General features: G+C 77.4%; 1 protein-coding gene. It reads left to right on the top strand.

Annotated features, from left to right (window positions below; translation table 11 throughout):
• Window positions 1-12: 12 nt before the first annotated feature.
• Window positions 13-19,881, top strand: coding sequence for a non-ribosomal peptide synthetase (locus AMK13_RS15865; RefSeq protein ID WP_107418752.1), 19,869 nt, complete (start codon window positions 13-15; stop codon window positions 19,879-19,881).
• Window positions 19,882-19,936 lie beyond the last annotated feature (55 nt).

Genomic DNA, 19,936 nt, shown 5'->3' with positions numbered 1-19,936 from the left:
GACCCGACGACCATGACGCCTTCGACGCCTCCGACGCCCTCGAAGCGGGACCGCGCCGCGGCCCTGCCCGCCGACCTGCGCGAAGCCCTGCGCCGGCGGCTGGCCGGCCGGTCCGGCGGCGACGGGGCCGCCGCCGAGCGGGCCATCCCGCGCGCCGACCGCGGCCGTCCGCTGCCGCCGTCCTTCGTCCAGCAGCGGCTCTGGTTCCTCGACCGGCTGCGCCCCGGGGACCCGCGCTACAACAGCGCCGTCGCCCTGCGCTTCACCGGCGAGCTGGACCGCACCGCGCTCGCCGCGGCGCTGACCGCCGTGGTGGCGCGCCACGAGGCGCTGCGCACCACCTTCGCGGAGAGCGACGGCCGGCCGGTGCCGACCGTCCGGGAGCCCGGGCCGGTGGAGCTGCCGGTCCGCGAACCGGCCGAGGGCGAGAGCCTGGACGCCGTCCTGCTCCGGGAGTACTCCCGGCCCTTCGACCTCGAACGGGGGCCGCTGCTGCGCGCCCTGCTGGTCGCCGAGGCGCCGCACGCCCACGTCCTGCAGCTGACCGCCCACCACATCGTCACCGACGGCTGGTCGATGGGCGTCGTCCTGGACGAGCTGTGCACCGCCTACGAGGCCCTGGCCCGTGGCGCCGACCCCGCACTGCCCGAAGTCGCCGCCCAGTACCCGGACTTCGCGGCCTGGCAGCGCGAGCAGCTCGCCGGCGACCGGCTGGAGCGGCAGCTCGCCCACTGGCGGGAGAAGCTGGCCGGCGCCGTGCCGTCCGACCTGCCGCTGGACCACCCGCGGCGCGGCGAGGAGGCCGGCCCCGGCGGCCTGCACACCTTCACCGTCCCCGCGCCGCTCACCGCCCGGCTGCGCGCCCTCGCGACCGAGCAGCAGGGCACCCTCAACACCGCGCTGGTGGCCGGCACCCAGGCGCTGCTCGCCCGCTGGTCCGGCCAGGAGGACGTCACCGTCGGCTCGCTGATGGCCGGGCGCACCCGCACCGAGCTGGAACGGGCCGTCGGCTGCTTCGTCAACACGGTGGTGCTGCGCACCCGGGTGGCGCCCGACGCCTCCTTCCGCGAGCTGCTCGCCGCCGCCACCGAGACCGGCAACGACGCCCTCGCACACGGCGACACGCCCTTCGAACGGATCGTCGAGGTGGTCGGCGCGCCCCGCGAGGCCGGCCGCAACCCGCTGTTCGACGTCCTGGTGCTGCTGCACCCCGCCCCGCCCACCTCCGGGGACCGGCCCGGACTCGCCACCGCCCCGGTCACCGTGCCCCGGCAGGCCGCCACCTTCGACCTCAGCGTGGAGTTCGTCCCCGACGGCGAGGCGCTCACCGGCGTCCTGGAGTACCGCGCCGACCTCTTCGACGCCCCCACCGCGGGCCGGATGGCCGAGCAGCTGCTGCGCCTGCTGGAGGGCGCCGCCGCCGAACCGGACCGCCCGCTCGCCACCCTGCCGCTGCTCTCCGCGCGGGAGACCGAGCAGGTCACCCGGGGCTGGAACGCCACCGAGCTGCCCGTCGAGGCCGTCGGCCTGCCGGAGCTGCTCCGGCGCCGGGCCGAACGGACCCCGCACGCCCTGGCCCTGGTCGCGGGGGAGGAGCGCCTCGACTACGCCGAACTGGACGCCCGCGCCGAACGGCTCGCCCGCCGACTGGCCACCACCGGCGCCGGCCCCGAACGGCTGGTCGCGCTGCGACTGCCGCGCACCGCCGACCTGGTGGTGGCCGTCCTCGCGGTCTGGAAGGTCGGCGCCGGCTACCTGCCGCTCGACCCGGCGCTGCCCTGGGAGCGGGTCGTCTACGTGCTCGAGGACGCCGGGCCGGCCCTGTTCCTGGACGAGGACACCCTGCGCGACCTGTTGGGCAACGACGACCCGGTCGACGTCGTCCTTCCCACGCCGGACCTCGCGACCCCCGCGTACGTGCTCTACACCTCCGGCTCCACCGGTCGCCCCAAGGGCGTCAGCGTCCCGCACCGCGCCCTGGCCCACCTGCTCGCCGCCCACCGGGCCGGCTTCGTCGCCGACGCGGGCGGCGGCCCGCTGAACGTCGCCCTGACCGCCTCCTTCTCCTTCGACACCTCGCTGGAGGGCCTGCTGCTGCTCGCGGACGGCCACCCGCTGCACCTCGTCGACGAGACCACCCGGATGGACCCGGCCGCCCTGGTCGAGTACGTCGTCCGCCACCGGATCGACTTCCTCGACCTCACCCCCTCCTACCTGCGCCAACTGCTGCCCGCCGGGCTGCTCGACGACCCCCGCCACCGCCCCCGGGTGCTGATGCTCGGCGGCGAGGCGGTCGCCCCCCGGCTCTGGCGCGAGCTCGCCGCCCGCCCGGAGACGGCCGCCTACAACTACTACGGCCCCACCGAGTGCACCGTCGACGCCATCGCCTGCCGGATCGACGGCGGGGACCGGCCGCTGATCGGCCGCCCGCTGCCCAACGTCCGCGCCTACGTCCTGGACGGCCGGCTCCAGCCCGTGCCGCCCGGGGTCAGCGGTGAGCTCCACCTGGCCGGCGAGCAGGTCGCCCGCGGCTACGACGGCCGCCCCGGCCTGACCGCCGCCCGCTTCACCGCCGACCCGTACGGCCCGCCCGGCACCCGGATGTACCGCACCGGCGACCTGGCCCGCTGGACGGCCGACGGGCGCCTGGAGTACCTCGGCCGCGCCGACGACCAGGTCAAGGTGCGCGGTCACCGGATCGAACCCGGCGAGATCGAGGCGGCCCTGCTGGAGCTGCCCGAGGTCCGCGCCGCCGCCGTGGCCGCCGTCCCCGACGCCCACGGCCACCACCGGCTGGCCGCCTACCTGGTCTTCGCCGACGGCGCCGCCCGCCCCGCCGCCGACCTGCGCGCCGCCCTGCGCCGGGTGCTGCCCGACCACCTGGTGCCGTCCTCCTTCACCGTGCTCGACGCCCTGCCGCTCGGTACCAGCGGCAAGCTCGACCGCCGCGCCCTGCCCGCCCCCGAAACCGACGTCCGGGAAGGGGAGTTCACCGCCCCGCGCACCCCCGAGGAGGAGACCCTCGCCGCCATCTGGGCCGAGGTGCTGGGCGTGCCCAGGGTCGGCGTCACCGACAACTTCTTCGAACTCGGCGGCGACTCGATCCTGAGCATCCAGGCCGTCTCCCGGGCCCGCGCGGCGGGCCTGCGGATCGGCTCCCAGGACGTCTTCCGCCACCAGACCGTCGCCGACCTGGCCGCCGCGGCCCGCACCGCCGAGCCGCCGGCCGCCCCCGCGCCGCGCCACCACCAGGACGGGCCCGCCCCGCTGACCCCCGTCCAGGAGTGGTTCTTCGCCGCCCACGGCCCGCTGCGGCACTTCACCATGTCGATGCTGCTCGACCTGCCGTACGGGCTGGACGAAGCCGCGCTGGACCGGGCGCTGGGCGCGCTGGTGGCGGCCCACCCGGCGCTGCGCACCCGCTTCACCCGCACCGGGGACGGCTGGCGGCAGGAGCCGGCCGCGGACGCCGGAGCGCTGCTGACCGCCCTCGACCCGGCCACCGGCCCCGCCGGCGACCGGGAGGCGGAACGGGAGGCGGCCGCCGAGGCCGCCCGCGCCGAGCTGGACCCGGCCACCGGGGCGCTGCTGCGCGCCGTCCTGTTCCGGCCCGCCGAGGGCGCCCGGCCCCAACTCCTCCTGACCGCCCACCACCTGGCCGTCGACAGCGTCTCCTGGCGGGTCCTGCTCGCCGACCTGGCACAGGCCTACCGGCAGGCCGCCGAGGGCCGCACCCCCGACCCGGCGCCCGAGCCCACCGCCTTCACCGACTGGGCCCACCGGCTCGCCGAACTCGTCCGGACCGGCGGCCTGGACGCGGACCTGCCGTACTGGACCGCCGAGACCGCCGCCCCCGCCGGGCCGCTGCCCGTCGACCTGCCCGGCACCCCCACCGCCGGCTCGGTGCGCACCCTGCGCCACCGGCTCGACCGGGCCACCACCGAGGCGCTGCTGCGGAAGGTCCCCGAGGCCTACCGGACCCAGGTCAACGACGTGCTGCTCAGCGCGCTGGGCCGGGCCCTCGCCGACTGGACCGGCACCGGGCGGGTCGCCGTCGCCCTGGAGGGCCATGGCCGCGAGGACCTCTTCGACGGCCTCGACCTCTCCCGCACCGTCGGCTGGTTCACCACCCAGTACCCCGTCACCCTGGACCTGCCGGAAGGGACGGACTGGGCCGCCACCCTCAAGCGGGTCAAGGAGCGGCTGCGCGCCGTGCCCAGCCGGGGGCTTGGCTACGAGGCCCTCGCCCGGCTCGGCTCGGCCGCCGCGCTGAGGGACCGTCCGCTGCCGCAGGTCTGCTTCAACTACCACGGCCAGTGGACCGCCCCCGAGGGCGGCGACTTCGCCCCCGCCGGGCAGGCCCCCGGCCGCGACCTCGCCCCCGACGAGCCGCTGGACCACCTGCTCGACGTCTCCGCCGTCGTCGCCGACGGCGAGCTGGAACTCACCTGGCACTACAGCGACCGGGTGCACCGGGAGGAGACCGTCCGGGCCCTGGCCGAGGCCACCGCCGCCGCGCTCACCGGCATCGTCGAGCACTGCGCGAGCCCCGGCGCCGGCGGCCGCACCCCCTCCGACTTCCCGCTGGCCGGCCTCGACCAGGCCGCGCTGGACCGGCTGGTCGGCGACGGCCGGGAGGTGACGGACCTGCTGCCGCTCACCCCGCTCCAGGAGGGCATGCTCTTCCACCGCCTGGTCGGCGGCGAGGACGACGTCTACCTGGACCAGGCCGCCCTGCTGCTGGAGGGCGTCGCCGACCCGCACGCCCTCGCCCTGGCCTGGCAGCGGGTCGCCGACCGTACGCCCGCGCTGCGCACCTCCGTGGTCTGGGAGGGCGTGCCCGCCCCGCTCCAGGTGGTGCGCCGGGGCGTCCGGCTGCCGGTGACCCACCTGGACCTGCGGGCCGTCGACCCGGCCGAGCGCGCCGAACGGCTGGAGCGGCTGAAGGCCGAGGACCTCGCCCTCGGCCTGGACATCGCCACCGCCCCGCTCACCCGGCTCACCCTGGTCCGGCTGCCCGAGGCCCGGGTCCAGCTGCTGTGGACCTCCCACCACCTGGTCCTGGACGGCTGGAGCCTCGCCCAGGTGCTCACCGACGTGTTCGCCGAGTACGCGGCGCTCACCACCGGCGCCGCCCCCGCCCCGGCGGTGCGCCGGCCCTTCGCCGACTACGTGCACTGGCTGGCCGGGCAGGACGCCGGGGCCGCCCGGGCCCACTGGCGGTCCGTCCTGGACGGCTTCGCCACCGCCACCCCGCTGCCCGCCGACCGGGCGCGGCGCGAGGCCCACCAGGCCCGCTCGGCGGGCAGCCTCAGCGCCGCCCTGTCCGAGCAGGTCTCCGAGCAACTCGCCCGCACCGCACGGCAGTCCGGGCTGACCCTCGGCACCGTGGTGCAGGGCGCCTGGGCGCTGCTGCTGTCCCGCTACAGCGGCGAGCCGGACGTGCTGTTCGGCACCACCGTCTCCGGCCGGCCCGAGGAGCTGCCCGGTGTCGAGTCGATGATCGGCATGTTCATCAACACCCTGCCCACCCGGGTCCGGGTGGACGGCGAGCGCACCGCCGCCGACTGGCTGCGGGAGCTCCAGGCGGACCAGGCCGAGGCCCGCCGGCACTCGGCGGTCTCGCTCGCCGAACTCACCGGCTTCAGCGACGTCCCCGCCGGCAGCGCGCTGTTCGACAGCATCGTCGCCTTCGAGAACTACCCCTTCGACGACGCCCGCGCCGCCGGCACCGGAGTTCGCCTGGCCGAGGTCTCCTCCCGGGACGCCACCAGCTTCCCGCTGGTGCTGCGCGCCTACCAGGGCGGGCAGGTCGGCTTCGACCTCGCCTACGACCCGGAGCTGTTCGACGCCGCGACGGTGGACGCCCTCGCCGGGCGGCTGCGCCTGCTGCTCACCGAGCTGGCCGCCGGGCTGGACCGCCCGCTGCGCGCGCTGGCCTGGACCACCGAGGAGGAGCGCCGCCGGCTGCTGGTCGACTGGAACGGCACCGCGCAGGGCCGGCCCGCGCGCACCCTGGTCGACCTGTTCGAGGAGCGGGCCGCCCGCACCCCGCGGGCCGAGGCCGTCACCTGCGGCGGGGAGCACCTCGACTACGCCGAGCTGGACGCCCGGGCCGACCGGCTCGCCCACCGGCTGGCCGGGCTCGGCGCCGCCCCCGAGCGGTACGTCGCCCTGGCGCTGCCCCGCACCGCCGAGCTGGTGGTGGCCGTCCTCGCCGTCCTCAAGACCGGCGCGGCCTACCTGCCGCTCGACCCGGGCCTGCCCGCCGAACGCCGCGCCGAACTGCTGCGCGACGCCGCCCCGGTGGCCCTGGTCACCCTGGAGCCCCCGGCCGATCCGACCGGCGTCGAGGTCCCCGTCCTCGCCCTGGCCGACCCCGGGGTGCGCGCCGACCTGGCCCGCCGCCCGGCCGGCCCGCTCGGCGCCGGCCACCGCCCGCTGCCCGACAGCCCCGCCTACGCCATCTTCACCTCCGGCTCCACCGGCCGCCCCAAGGGCGTCGTGGTGCCGCACGCCAACGTGGTCCGGCTGTTCGAGCAGACCCGCGAGCTGTTCGGCTTCGGCGCCGAGGACGTCTGGACGCTCTTCCACTCCTACACCTTCGACTTCTCGGTCTGGGAGCTGTGGGGCCCGCTGCTGCACGGCGGCCGGCTCGTCGTGGTGCCCGAGGACACCGCCCGCTCCCCGGAGGACTTCCTGCGGCTGCTCGCCGAGGAGCGGGTCACCGTCCTCAACCAGACCCCGTCCGCGTTCCACCAGCTGGCCCGCGCCGACGCCGAACTCCCGGACATATCAGCCCGCTTGGCGCTGCGCACGGTGGTCTTCGGCGGCGAGGCGCTGGACGTCACCCGGCTCGCCGACTGGTACCGGCGCCACCCCGAGGACGCGCCGCGCCTGGTGAACATGTACGGCATCACCGAGACCACCGTGCACGTCACCCACACCGCGCTGAACCTGGCGACCGCCACCGCCGGCGGCCCCGGCCCGATCGGCACCGGCATCGCCGACCTGCGGCTGTACGTGCTCGACGGCGACCTCGCCCCGGTGCCCCCGGGCGCCGTCGGCGAACTGTACGTGGCGGGCGAGGGGCTGGCCCGCGGCTACCTCAACCGGCCCGGCCTGACCGCCGGCCGCTTCCTCGCCGACCCCTTCGGCGCCCCCGGCACCCGGATGTACCGCACCGGCGACCGGGCCCGCTGGCAGGCCGACGGCACCCTGCGCTACCTGGGCCGCGCCGACCAGCAGGTCAAGATCCGCGGCTACCGGATCGAACCCGGCGAGATCGAGGCCGCCCTCCAGACCCACCCGGGCGTCGCCCTGGCCACCGTCGGCGTCCACGAGGACGCCACCGGCACCCGCCGGCTGGTCGCCCACCTCGTCGGGGAGGACCCGGCCCGGCCGCCCGGCGCCGCCGAGCTGCGCGCCCACCTGGAACGCCTGCTCCCCGCCTACCTGGTGCCCGCCGCCTACGTCCCGCTGGCCGCCCTGCCGCTCACCCCCAACGGCAAGCTGGACCGGCGCGCCCTGCCGGTGCCCGGCCCGGACGGCTTCGCGGCCGGCCGCGAGCGCACCGCGCCCCGCACCCCCGCCGAGCGGCTGGTCGCCGAGGCCTGGGCGGAGGTCCTGGACACCGGCGCGGTCGGCGCCGAGGACGACTTCTTCGCCCTCGGCGGGGACTCCATCCTCGCCGTACGGGTCACCGCCCGGCTGCGCGCCGCCTTCGGCGCCGCCGACCTCTCGCCCCGGGTGCTGTTCACCCACCCCGTGCTCGCCGACCTGGCCGAGGCGCTCGGCGCCCCGCGCCCCGGCGCCGCACCGGCCGTCATCCCCGCCGCCGACCCGGCGGCCGACGCGCCGCTCTCCTACGCCCAGCAGCGGCTCTGGTTCCTCGACCGCTTCGAGCCCGGCAGCACCGAGTACACCTCGCTGTCCGTGCTGCGGCTGCGCGGCGCCCTCGACCGGGCCGCGCTGGGCGCCGCCCTGGACGCCCTGGTCGAGCGGCACGAGGCGCTGCGCACCACCTACGCCGAACGGGACGGCCGGGCCCGGCAGGTGGTGCGCCCGCCGCACCCCGTCGAGCTGCCCTGCGCGGACGTCCCGGCGGCGGAGCTGGACGCCCACCTGGAGCGGATCGCCACCGCCCCCTTCGACCTCGCCGAAGGCCCCGTGCTCCGCGCCCACCTGGCCCGGACGGCCGCCGAGGAGCACGTCCTCGCCCTGGCGGTGCACCACATCGCCACCGACGGCTGGTCGATGGGCGTACTCGGCCGCGACCTCGGCGAGCTGTACGCCGCCGCCCTCGAACGGCGGAGCCCCCGGCTGCCCGCGCTGCCCGTCCGGTACACCGACTACGCGGCCTGGCAGCGCACCCGCACCGCCGCCGCCGAGGCCGACCTCGACCACTGGCGCCGGGCCCTGGACGGCCTGGCCCCGCTGGAACTGCCCACCGACCGGCCGCGCCCGGCGGTGCGCACCCGGGAGGGCGCGCTGACGACCTTCATGCTGCCCGCCGAGCTGACCGCCCGGCTGCGCGAGCGCGGCCGCGAGGCCGACGGCACCCTCTACACCGTCCTGCTGGCCGCCTGCCAGGTGCTGCTGGCCCGCTGGTCCGGGCAGCGCGACGTCGCCGTCGGCACCGTCACCTCCGGCCGCGAGCAGGGCGAACTCCACGACGTGGTCGGCATGTTCGTCAACACCCTGGTGCTGCGCGGCGACATCCGCCCCGAACTGACCTTCCACGAGCTGCTGACCGCCGCCCAGCACACCGTGCTGGACGCCCTGGCCCACCAGGAGGTGCCCTTCGAACGGCTGGTGGACGCCCTCCAGCCGGAGCGCGACACCAGCCGCACCCCGCTGTTCCAGGTGATGGTGGCACTGCACAACCTCGGCGCCGAGACGCCCCCGCTGCCCGGCCTGACGGTCGAGCCCGTCACCCCGCCGGTCCGCAGCGCCGCCTTCGACCTCTCCTTCGACTTCGCCGAGCACGACGGCGGCCTGACCGGCTACCTGGAGTACAGCACCGGGCTGTTCGACGCGCGGACCGCCGAGCAGCTGGCCCACCGGCTGACCACCCTGCTGGCGGCCGTCGCCGAGGCGCCCGGGACGGCCGTCGGCGAGCTGCCGCTGATGAGCGGGGACGAGCGGCGGCAGGTGCTGGGCCAGGGCCGGGGCGAGCCGCTGCCCGGGCCGGACACCACCTTCACCGCCCTGTTCGAGGAGCAGGCCGCCCGCACCCCGGACGCCACCGCGCTGGTCGCCCGGGACGCCACGCTGGACTACGCCGCCCTCAACGCCCGGGCCAACCGGCTCGCCCGCCACCTGGCGGCCCTCGGCGCCGGCCCGGAGCAGGTGGTCGCCGTCCGGCTGCCGCGCACCTCCGACCTGGTGGTGGCGCTGTTCGCGGTGCTCAAGGCCGGGGCCGTCCTCCAGTTCGTCGACCCGGACCTGCCCGAGGAGCGGGCCGCCCTGCTGCTGGCGGACACCCGGCCGCGCACGGTGCTGACCGAGCGGGACCTGCGCGAGGTGCCCTGGGACGCCCTGCCCGGCCACGACCTGACCGACGCCGAGCGGACCGCCCCGCTGCGGCCCGGGAACGCCGCCTACCTGATCCACACCTCCGGCTCCACCGGCCGCCCCAAGGGCGTGGTCGTCGAGCACCGCCAGCTGGTCAACCTCTGCCGCGACCACCGGGAGGGGATGCTCGCCCCGCACACCGCCGACGGCGCCCGGCTGAAGGTCGCCCTCAGCGCCTCCCTCTCCTTCGACACCAGCTGGGAGGGCCCGCTGCTGCTGGTCTCCGGCCAGGAGCTCCACCTGATCGACGAGGACGTCCGGCTGGACCCGCAGGCCTTCTGCGCCAGGATCGTCGAGCAGCGGCTCGACGTCGTCAACGTCACCCCCTCCTACCTGCGCGAACTCACCGCCGCCGGACTGTTCGGCCCCGCCCCGCACCACCCCCGGCTGCTCCAGCTCGGCGGCGAGGCGATCCCCGCCGCCACCTGGCGGGAGCTGGCCGAGGTCCGGGCCCGACTCGGCGTCACCGTCTACAACCTGTACGGGCCCACCGAGTGCACCGTCGACGCCGCCTACGCCCGCTGCGCCGACCACCCCGGGCGCCCGGTGATCGGCCGGCCGGGCCGCGGCGTCACCGCCTACGTGCTGGACGGCGCGCTGCGCCCGGTGCCGCCCGGCATGCCGGGGGAGCTGTACCTGGCCGGACGGCAGGTCGCCCGCGGCTACCTCGGCCGGCCCGGGCTCACCGCCGGCCGCTTCCTCGCCGACCCGTACGGCGCCCCCGGCACCCGGATGTACCGCACCGGCGACCTCGCCCGCTGGGACGCCGCCGGGCAGCTGGAGTTCCTCGGCCGGGCCGACGACCAGGTCAAGATCCGCGGCTTCCGGATCGAGCCCGGCGAGGTCGAGGCCGCCCTGCTGACCCACCCCGACCTCGCGGACTGCGCCGTCGCCGCCCGCGAACAGGGCGGCCGCACCCTGCTGGTCGGCTACCCGGTGCCGGCCGGCGACCGGGTGCCGCCCGCCGAGGAGCTGCGCGCCTGGCTGCGGCGCACCCTGCCCGACCACCTGGTGCCCACCGCCTTCGTCCCGCTCGCCCGCGTCCCGCGCACCACCAGCGGCAAGACCGACCGGCGCGCCCTGCCCGCCCCGCCCGCCCAGCCGGACCGCACCACCCCGTACGTCGCCCCGCGCCCCGGCACCGAGGAGCGGCTCGCCGCGATCTGGGCCGAGGTGCTGGGCGTGCGGCGGGTCGGCGCCCGGGACAACTTCTTCGCGCTCGGCGGCGACTCCATCCTCAGCATCCAGATCGTCTCCCGGGCCCGCGCCGCCGGACTCGCCCTCACCACCAAGGACGTCTTCCGCTACCAGAACGTCGCCGAACTCGCCCTCTGCGCCGGGGAGTCGACCGTACGGACGGAAGCGGAGGAGGCCGAGCCCGCCGAGGCCCCGCTCACCCCGATCCAGCACTGGTACCTCGACGGGCGCCGCCCCGGCGAGGCGCTGCGCTTCACCATGACCCAGCGGCTGGTGCTGGCCCCGGACACCGACCCGGCCGCGCTGCGGCAGGCGGTGCTCGCGCTGGTGGAGCACCACCCGGCGCTGCGCACCCGCTTCCGCCACGGCGAGGCCGGCTGGCACCAGGAGGTCCGGGAGCAGGCGCCGGACGGCGTCTTCACCCACCACTGGACCGTCCTGGAGACGGAGGTGCAGCGGGCCGCCGAGGAGGCCCAGCGCTCCCTCGACCCGCTCCAGGGCCGGATGCTGCGCGCCCTGTACTTCGACGGCGGCGCCGGCCGGCCCGGCCAGCTCGTGCTGACGATCCACCACCTGGCCGTGGACGGCGTCTCCTGGCGCATCCTGCTGGCCGACCTCGAAGCCGCCCACCAGGCCGCCCGCGGCGGCGCGCCCGTCCGGCTGCCGGAGCCGGGCACCTCCTACACCCGGTGGGCCGCCCGGCTGGAGCGGCACACCCGCTCCGGCGCCCTGGACGGCGACACCGCGTACTGGACCCGCACCGGCGAGGCCCCGGCCGGACTGCCCGCCGGGCGCCCGGGCGCCAACACCCACGGCAGTGCCGCCACCGTCACCGTGACGCTGGACGAGGCGACCACCGGGGCGCTGCTGCGCCGCGTCCCGGAGGTCTACCGCACCCAGGTCAACGACGTCCTGCTCAGCGCCCTCGGCCGCACCCTGGCCCGCTGGTGCGGCCGGGACACGGTGCTGATCGGGGTGGAGGGCCACGGCCGCGAGGACCTCTTCCCCGACCAGGACCTCTCCCGGACGGTCGGCTGGTTCACCGCCGAGTTCCCGCTCGCCCTGCGCGTCGACCCCGAGGCCGGCTGGCACCGCACCCTGCGTTCGGTCAAGGAGCAGCTGCGCGCCATCCCGCTGCGCGGACTCAGCCACGGCGCGCTGCGCCACCTGCTCCCGTCCGCCCTCCCGGAAGGCGCGGCCGCGCCGCAGGTCGGCTTCAACTACCACGGCCAGTGGGACACCCGCACCGGCGCCGACGGGCTGCTGCGCGGCTCGCTGCCCCCGGCCGGGCGCGACACCGACCCCGACGAGCCCCGCCCCTACCTGCTCGACGTCATCGGGGCCGTCCAGGACGGCCGGCTCGAACTGGGCTGGACCTACCCGGCGGAGGTCTACGAGGAGGCCGCCGTCCGCGCCCTCGCCGAGCAGACCCTCCAGGCGCTGCGCGAGCTGGCCGAGCACTGTGCGGGCCCCGGCGCCGGCGGCCGCACCCCGTCCGACTTCCCGCTGGCCGGCCTCGACCAGGAACGGCTGGACGGCCTGGTCGGCGACGGCCGCGAGGCCGCGGACCTGCTGCCGCTGACCCCGCTGCAGTCCGGCATGCTCTTCCACGGCCTGGTCGACGAGGACGGCGCCTACGTGGACCGGATCGCCGTCCGGCTGGCCGGCGTCGGCGACCCGGCGGCCTTCGCCGCCGCCTGGCAGCAGGTCGCCGACCGCACCCCGGCGCTGCGCACCGCCGTGCACTGGCGCGGCCTGCCGCACCCCGTCCAGCTGGTCGCGCGCCGCGCCGCCCTGCCCGTCCGCCACCTCGACTGGCGCGCCCTGACGCCCGAACGGCGGGCCGAGGAGACCGAGCGGCTGCTCGCCGAGGAGCGGGCCGCCGGCCTGGACCTGGGCACCGCGCCGCTCACCCGCCTCGTCCTGGCCGCGCTGCCCGGGGAGGAGGTGCTGCTGCTCTGGTCCACCCACCACGTGATCCTGGACGGCTGGAGCACCGGCCAGCTGCTCACCGAGGTCTGCGAGGAGTACGCCGCGCTGACCGGCGGCCCGCAGGCGCCCCGCCCCGTCCGCCGCCCGTTCGCGGACTTCCTGGCCTGGCTGCGCGAGCAGGACGGGCGGGCCGCCGAGGAGCACTGGAGCGCCGCGCTCGCCGGGTTCACCGAACGGACCGCGCTGCCCTACGACCGCCGCCCCGCCGGCGCCCACCGGGCCCGCTCCACCGCCGCCGTCCACCGCGTCCTGGACGAGGCGGCCTCCGCCCGGCTGCGGGAGAACGCCGCCGCCGCCGGACTGACCGTCAACACCCTGGTCGAGGGCGCCTGGGCGCTGCTGCTGGCCCGCTACGGCGGCACCGCGGACGTCGTCTTCGGCACCACCGTCTCCGGGCGCCCGGCCGAACTGCCCGGCGTCGAGACGATGATCGGGCTGTTCATCAACACCGTGCCCGCCCGGGTCCGCATTCCGTCGGGCGGCGTGCTGCCCTGGCTGCGCGACCTCCAGGACCGGCAGAGCGAGGGCCGCGGCCACGACCACCTGGCGCTGACCCGGATCCAGGGCCTGAGCGAACTGCCCGCCGGGGAGCCGCTGTTCGACAGCATGCTGGTGTTCGAGAACTACCCCGTCGACGAGTCCGCCGCGGACCGCACCGGCGTCCGGGTGGTCGAGGTGCGCGCCGACGACGCCACCACCTTCCCCTGGTGCCTGCGCGCCCACCTGAGCGGACAGCTCGCCTTCGACCTGGCGTACGACCCCGCGCTCTTCGACCAGCGCACCGCCCGGGACGCCGCCGACCGTCTCGCCCTGCTGCTGACCGCCCTCGCCGACGGCCTGGACGGCGACCTCGCCGCACTGGACCCGCTCACCCCGGCCGACCGCGACCTGCTCGCCTCCTGGCACGCCACCGCCCGCCCGCCGGAGCCGCGCAGCCCGCTGCGGGTCTTCGCCGAACAGGTCCGCCGCACCCCCGACGCCCCCGCCGTGCGCGAGGGCGGGCGCGAGCTGGACTACCGCGGGCTGGACGACTGGTCCGACCGGCTGGCCGCCCGGCTGCTCGCCGACGGCCTGGCCCCCGAGGACCGGGTCGCCCTGGCGATGGACCGCGGCACCGAACTCGTCGTCGCCCAGCTGGCCGTCCTCAAGGCCGGCGGCGCCTACCTGCCCGTCGACCGGCGCGCCCCCGAGGAGCGCCGCCGCACCCTGCTGGAGCGGGCCGGCGCGGCCGCGACCCTGACCGCCGGACAGGTCGCCGCCGCCCGCGACGGAGCGGCCGCCCCGGACCTGCCGCCCGCCGACCCGGACCGGCTGGCGTACGTGATGTACACCTCCGGCTCCACCGGCGAGCCCAAGGCCGTCGCCGTCCGCCACCGCGACGTGGCCTCGCTCGCCACCGACAGCCGCTTCACCGGCGGCCGCTGCGCCCGGGTGCTGCTGCACTCGCCGGTCGCCTTCGACGCCGCCACCTTCGAGGTCTGGGCGCCGCTGCTGAACGGCGGCTGCGTGCTCGTCGCCCCCGACGGGCCGGTGGACGCCGCCCTGCTGCGCCGCCTCGCCGGCCCCGACGGGCCGACGGCGCTCTGGCTCACCGCAGGGCTGTTCCGGCTGCTCGCCCAGGACGCGCCGGACTGCTTCGGCGGCCTGCGGACCCTGTGGACCGGCGGCGACGTGGTGCCCGCCGCCGCCGTGCGCCGCGTCCTGGCGGCCTGCCCCGGGCTGACCGTGGTGGACGGCTACGGGCCCACCGAGACCACCACCTTCGCCACCGCCCACGCCCTGTCGGACGCCGCCGCGGTGCCCGACACCGTCCCGATCGGCCGCCCGCTGGACGACCGCCGGGCGCACGTCCTGGACGCCCGGCTGCGGCCCGTCCCGCCGGGCTGCGCGGGCGAGCTCTACCTGGCCGGCGAGGGCCTGGCCCGCGGCTACCTGGGCCGCCCCGGCGCGACCGCCGCCCGCTTCCTCGCCGACCCCTCCGGCCCGCCCGGTGCCCGGATGTACCGCACCGGGGACCTCGCCCGGCGCCGCCCGGACGGCACCGTGGAGTTCCTCGGCCGCGCGGACGACCAGGTGAAGATCCGCGGCTTCCGGGTCGAGCCCGCCGAGGTGGAGGCGGCCCTGGCCGCCCACCCGCTGGTCGCCGACGTCGCCGTGGTCGTCCGCGAGGACCGGCCCGGCGCCCGCCGGCTGGTCGCCTACGCCGTCGGCACCGACGGCGCCCCCGACCCCGGCGAACTGCGGGAGTTCGCCGCCCGCGCCCTGCCCGACTACCTCGTCCCGGCCGCCTTCGTCCCGCTCGATGCCCTCCCGCTGAGCCGCAACGGCAAGGTCGACCGCGCCGCCCTCCCGGCCCCCGAGGAGCGGCCCGGCGGGCGCCGCGAGCGGGTCGAACCGCGCACCGCGGCCGAACGCCGCACCACCGAGCTCTTCGCCGAGGTCCTCGGCATCCGCCCGCCCGGCACCGACGAGGGCTTCTTCGACCTTGGCGGCGACTCCATCCTCAGCATCCGGCTCGCCGCCCGCCTCACCGAGGCCTTCGGCACCGAGCTCGGCCCCCGCGCCGTCTTCGACCACCCCACCCCGGCCGGCCTGGCCCGGCTGCTCACCGAGGAGTCCGCCGCCCCGGCCCGCCCGCCCGTCGTCCCGGTGCCCCGCACGGGCGCCGCCCCGATGTCCCACGCCCAGCAGCGCCTCTGGTTCCTGGAGGAGTTCACGCCCGGCGTCTCCGAGAACGTCGCGCTCGCGCTGCGGCTGCGCGGCACCCTCGACACCGGCGCCCTCGGCGCGGCCCTGGACGCCCTGACGGCCCGGCACGAGTCGCTGCGCACCACCTTCGACAGCGTCGACGGCCACGGCGTCCAACTGGTCCACCCGCCGCACGCCGTGCCGCTGCCGCTGCACGACCTCTCCGGGCGGCCCGCCGACGAACGGCCGCGGGCCCTGCGCGACCTGCTCGCCGCCGACCGCGCCCGCCCCTTCGACCTGCGCCGCGGACCACTGCTGCGCGCCACCCTGGCCCGGCTGGCCGACCGCGAGCACGTGCTGGCGCTGACCCTGCACCACATGGTCACCGACGGCTGGTCCACCGGCGTGCTGCTCACCGACCTGGCCCACCTCTACCGCGCCGAACTCGGCTCCACCGGAGCCGAGTTGGCACCCCTGCCGGTGCAGTACGCCGACTACGCCCACTGGCAGCGCACCGCCGGGGCGCCCACCGGGGACCAGCTCGCCTACTGGAAGGGCCAACTGACCGGCGTGGTCCCGCCGCAGCTGCCCACCGACCGGCCCCGGCCCGCGGTGCGCACCGCCAACGCCGCCAACGCCGCCACCGTCCGGCTGGAGCTGCCCGCCGACACCGCCCGCCGGCTGGCCGAGGTCGGCCGGCGGCGCGGCGCCACCCTGTTCACCACCCTGGTCGCCGCCGCCCAGGCCTACCTGGCCCGGCTCTGCGGGGACAGCGACATCACCGTCGGCACCATCACCTCCGGCCGGCACCGGCCCGAGGTCCAGCGGCTCGTCGGATTCTTCGTCAACACCCTGGTGCTGCGCTCCCGGGTCGAGCCCGGACAGCCCTTCGACGCCCTCCTCGGCGAGGTGCGGCAGACCGTCCTCGACGCCTTCGCCCACCAGGACGTGCCCTTCGAGAAGGTGGTCGACGAAGTCCAGCCGGTGCGCGACACCAGCCGCAGCCCGCTGTTCCAGGTCCACGTGGTGCTCCAGAACGCGCCGTCCGCGGAACCCGACCTCCCGGGCCTCGACGTGACCGGCATCGAGCCCGACGCCGTACGGACGCCCTTCGAGCTGGTGCTGGAGTTCGTCGAGACCGCGAGCGGCGCCCTGCACGGCCTGTTCACCTACGACACCGACCTGTTCGACCCGGCCACCGTCGAGCGGATGGCCGGCCAGCTCGCCACCCTGCTCACCGCCGTCGCCGAGGACCCGTCCCGCGCCGTCGGCGCGCTGCCGCTGGCCGGCCCGGAGGAGTCGCCCGCCGAGCCGCACGGCGGCTTCCGCCCCGTCCCCGAGGCGACCCTGCCCGAGCTGTTCGAGCGCCGGGCCGCCGCCACCCCCGGGGCACCGGCCCTGCTCGACGGCGAACGGGAGCTGAGCTACGCCGACCTCGACCGGGCCGCCAACCGGCTGGCCCACCAGCTCATCCGGCGCGGCGTCGGCCCCGAGCGGCTGGTCGCCCTCGCCCTGCCCCGCTCGGCGGCCATGGTGGTCGCCCAACTCGCCGTCGCCAAGGCCGGCGGCGCCTTCCTCCCCGTCGACCCCGACTACCCGGCGCCCCGGCGGGAGTTCATGGTCCGCGACGCCGCCGCCCACCTGCTGCTCGACGACCCGGCCCAGGTCTGGGCCGCCGAGGGCCCGGACACCGCGCCCACCGACGCCGACCGCACCAGCGCCCTCACCCCCGCCCACCCCGCCTACGCCGTCTACACCTCCGGCTCCACCGGAACGCCCAAGGGCGTCCTGGTCACCCACCGCGGCCTCGCCGTCTTCGCGGCCGCCGCCGCCGAGCAGTACGCCGTCGGCCCCGGCGACCGGGTGCTCCAGTTCGCCTCGCCCAGCTTCGACGCCTCCGTCCTGGAACTGTGCATCTCGCTGCTCTCCGGCGCCGCCCTCGTCACCGGCGAGGAGGGGCCGCTGGTCGGCGAACGGCTCGCCGAGGCCCTGACCGCCCGCCGGATCAGCCACACCCTGATCCCCCCGGCCGCCCTGGCCACCCTGGAACCCGAGACCGCCGCGGCCCTGACCGGGCTGCGCACCCTGGTCGTCGGCGCCGAGGCCTGCCCGGCCGACCTGGTCGACACCTGGGCCCCTGGCCGGCGCATGGTCAACTCCTACGGCCCCACCGAGGCCACCGTCGTCGCCACCTGGACCGGCCCGCTCGCCCCCGGCAGCGGCAGCCCCGCGATCGGCCGCCCCAGCGGCGCCACCCGCGCGTACGTCCTGGACACCGCCCTGCGGCCGGTGCCGCCCGGCGTCACCGGGGAGCTCTACCTGGCCGGCCCCGGCCTCGCCCGCGGCTACCTCGGCCGCCCCGGCCTCACCGCCCGGAGCTTCCTCCCCGACCCGTACGGCGCCCCCGGCGAGCGGATGTACCGCACCGGCGACCTCGCCCGCCGCGCCGCCGACGGCCAGCTCCGGTTCGCCGGCCGCGCCGACGAGCAGATCAAGCTGCGCGGCTTCCGGATCGAACCCGGCGAGATCGAGAGCGCCCTGCGCCGCAGCCCCCTGGTGCGCGACGCCGTCGTCACCGTCCGCGCCGACGGCCCGGGCGGCGGCCGGCTGGTCGGCTACGTCGTCCCCGCCGACGCCACCGCCGGCGCCCCAGCCCTCGACCTGCGGCTCCACCTCGCCGAGACGCTGCCGCCGCACCTCGTCCCCTCGGCCTTCGTCGCGCTGGAGCGGCTCCCGCTCACCCCCAACGGCAAGCTCGACCGGCGGGCCCTGCCCGACCCCGGTCCCGCCCAGGCCGCGGCCGGCCCCGGCCGGGCGCCGGAGACCGACCTCGAACGCCGGATCGCCCGGATCTGGGCCGACGTCCTCGGCCTCGACGAGGTCGGCGCCGACGACAACTTCTTCCTCCTCGGCGGCGACTCCATCCTCAGCATGCAGGTGGTCTCCCGGCTGCGCCGCGACGGCCTGCACCTGGCCACCCGCGACCTGTTCAGCCACCAGACGGTGGCCGAACTGGCCACCGTCGTACGCACCGCCACCGAGCGCGCCGACGACGGCCCGGTGACCGGCGGCGTCCCGCTCACCCCCATCCAGGAGTGGTTCCTGACCACCCCGCGCGCCGCCCACCACCACTTCAACCAGTCCACCCTGCTCGAACTCTCCGCCGACCCCGACCCGGCGGCGCTGCGCACCGCGCTCGACGCCCTGCTGGAACACCACGACGCCCTGCGGATGCGCTTCACCCGCGACGAGGCCGGCTGGCACCAGTTCAACCCGCCGCCCGCCCCCGCCGAGGACCTCCTGGTCCACCACGACCTGACCGGGCAGGACGCCGGGGCCGCCGACGCGGCCATGGCCAAGGCCGCCGACGAGCTGCACGCCGGCTTCGACCTGGCCCGCGGCCCGCTGCTGCGCGCCGCCCTGTTCACCGGCCACCCGGAGCACCCGGCCCTGCTGCTCCTGGTCGCCCACCACCTGGTCGTCGACGCCGTCTCCTGGCGGGTGCTGCGCGACGACCTGGAGAGCGCCCACCGCCAGGCCGTCCAGGGCGGGCCGGTCACCCTGGGGGAGCGCGGCACCTCCTACCGGGAGTGGGCGCAGCGGCTCGCCGCCCATGTCGCCGAGGGCGGCCTGGACCACGAACTCCCGTACTGGGAGGAGGCGGTGAGCGCCCGGGCGGCCCTGCCCGGCAGCCCGTCCGGGACCGGCGGTCCGTCCGATCCCGGCGGTGCCGAGACCGCGGCGGTCACCGTCGAACTCGACGAGGCCGACACCGAGGCGCTGCTGCGCGCCGCCCCCGCCGCCTACCGCACCCGGGTCAACGACGTGCTGCTGGCCGCCCTCGCCCTCGCCCTGGCCCGCTGGAGCGGGCAGCAGCGGATCGGCCTGGACCTGGAGGGGCACGGCCGCGAGGACCTGCTGGACGGCGTCGACCTGTCCCGTACGGTCGGCTGGTTCACCACCGTCCACCCCGTCACCTTCCACGTCCCCGACCCGGCCGAGCCCGGCCCGGACCGCGACTGGCGGGCCCTGGTGAAGTCCGTCCGCCGCCAGCTGCGCGCGGTGCCCGGCAACGGCCTGGGCTTCGGCGCCCTGCGCACCTTCGGGACGCCCGAGGTCCGCGAGCGCCTCGCCGCCGGCGGCCACGGCCAGGTCGTCTTCAACTACCTCGGCCAGTGGGACGCCCGGCCCGAGGCCGCCGGCGACGGCCTGGTCCGCGCCGAACTCGGCTCCTTCGGCCAGGACCACGACCCCCGGGACGGCGGCTCCCACCCGCTGGAGGTGGTCGGCGCGGCCCAGCACGGACGCCTCGCCTTCACCTGGCACCACCGGCCCGCCGTCCACGACACCGGGGCCGTCCGCCGGGCCGCCGAGGACTTCGCCGCCGCCCTGCGGCAGATCGCCCGGCACGCCCGGGAAGGACGGTGACGACCCCGCCCACCCGTACCGACCCCGCCCACCCGTACCGACCCCGCCCACCCGT

Origin of the sequence: Streptomyces sp. CB02056 (assembly GCF_001905545.1) — a bacterium.
Taxonomy (GTDB): domain Bacteria; phylum Actinomycetota; class Actinomycetes; order Streptomycetales; family Streptomycetaceae; genus Kitasatospora.
The sequence above is the reverse complement of the archived record's forward strand: the minus strand, read 5'-3'. Positions and strand labels throughout refer to the sequence as shown.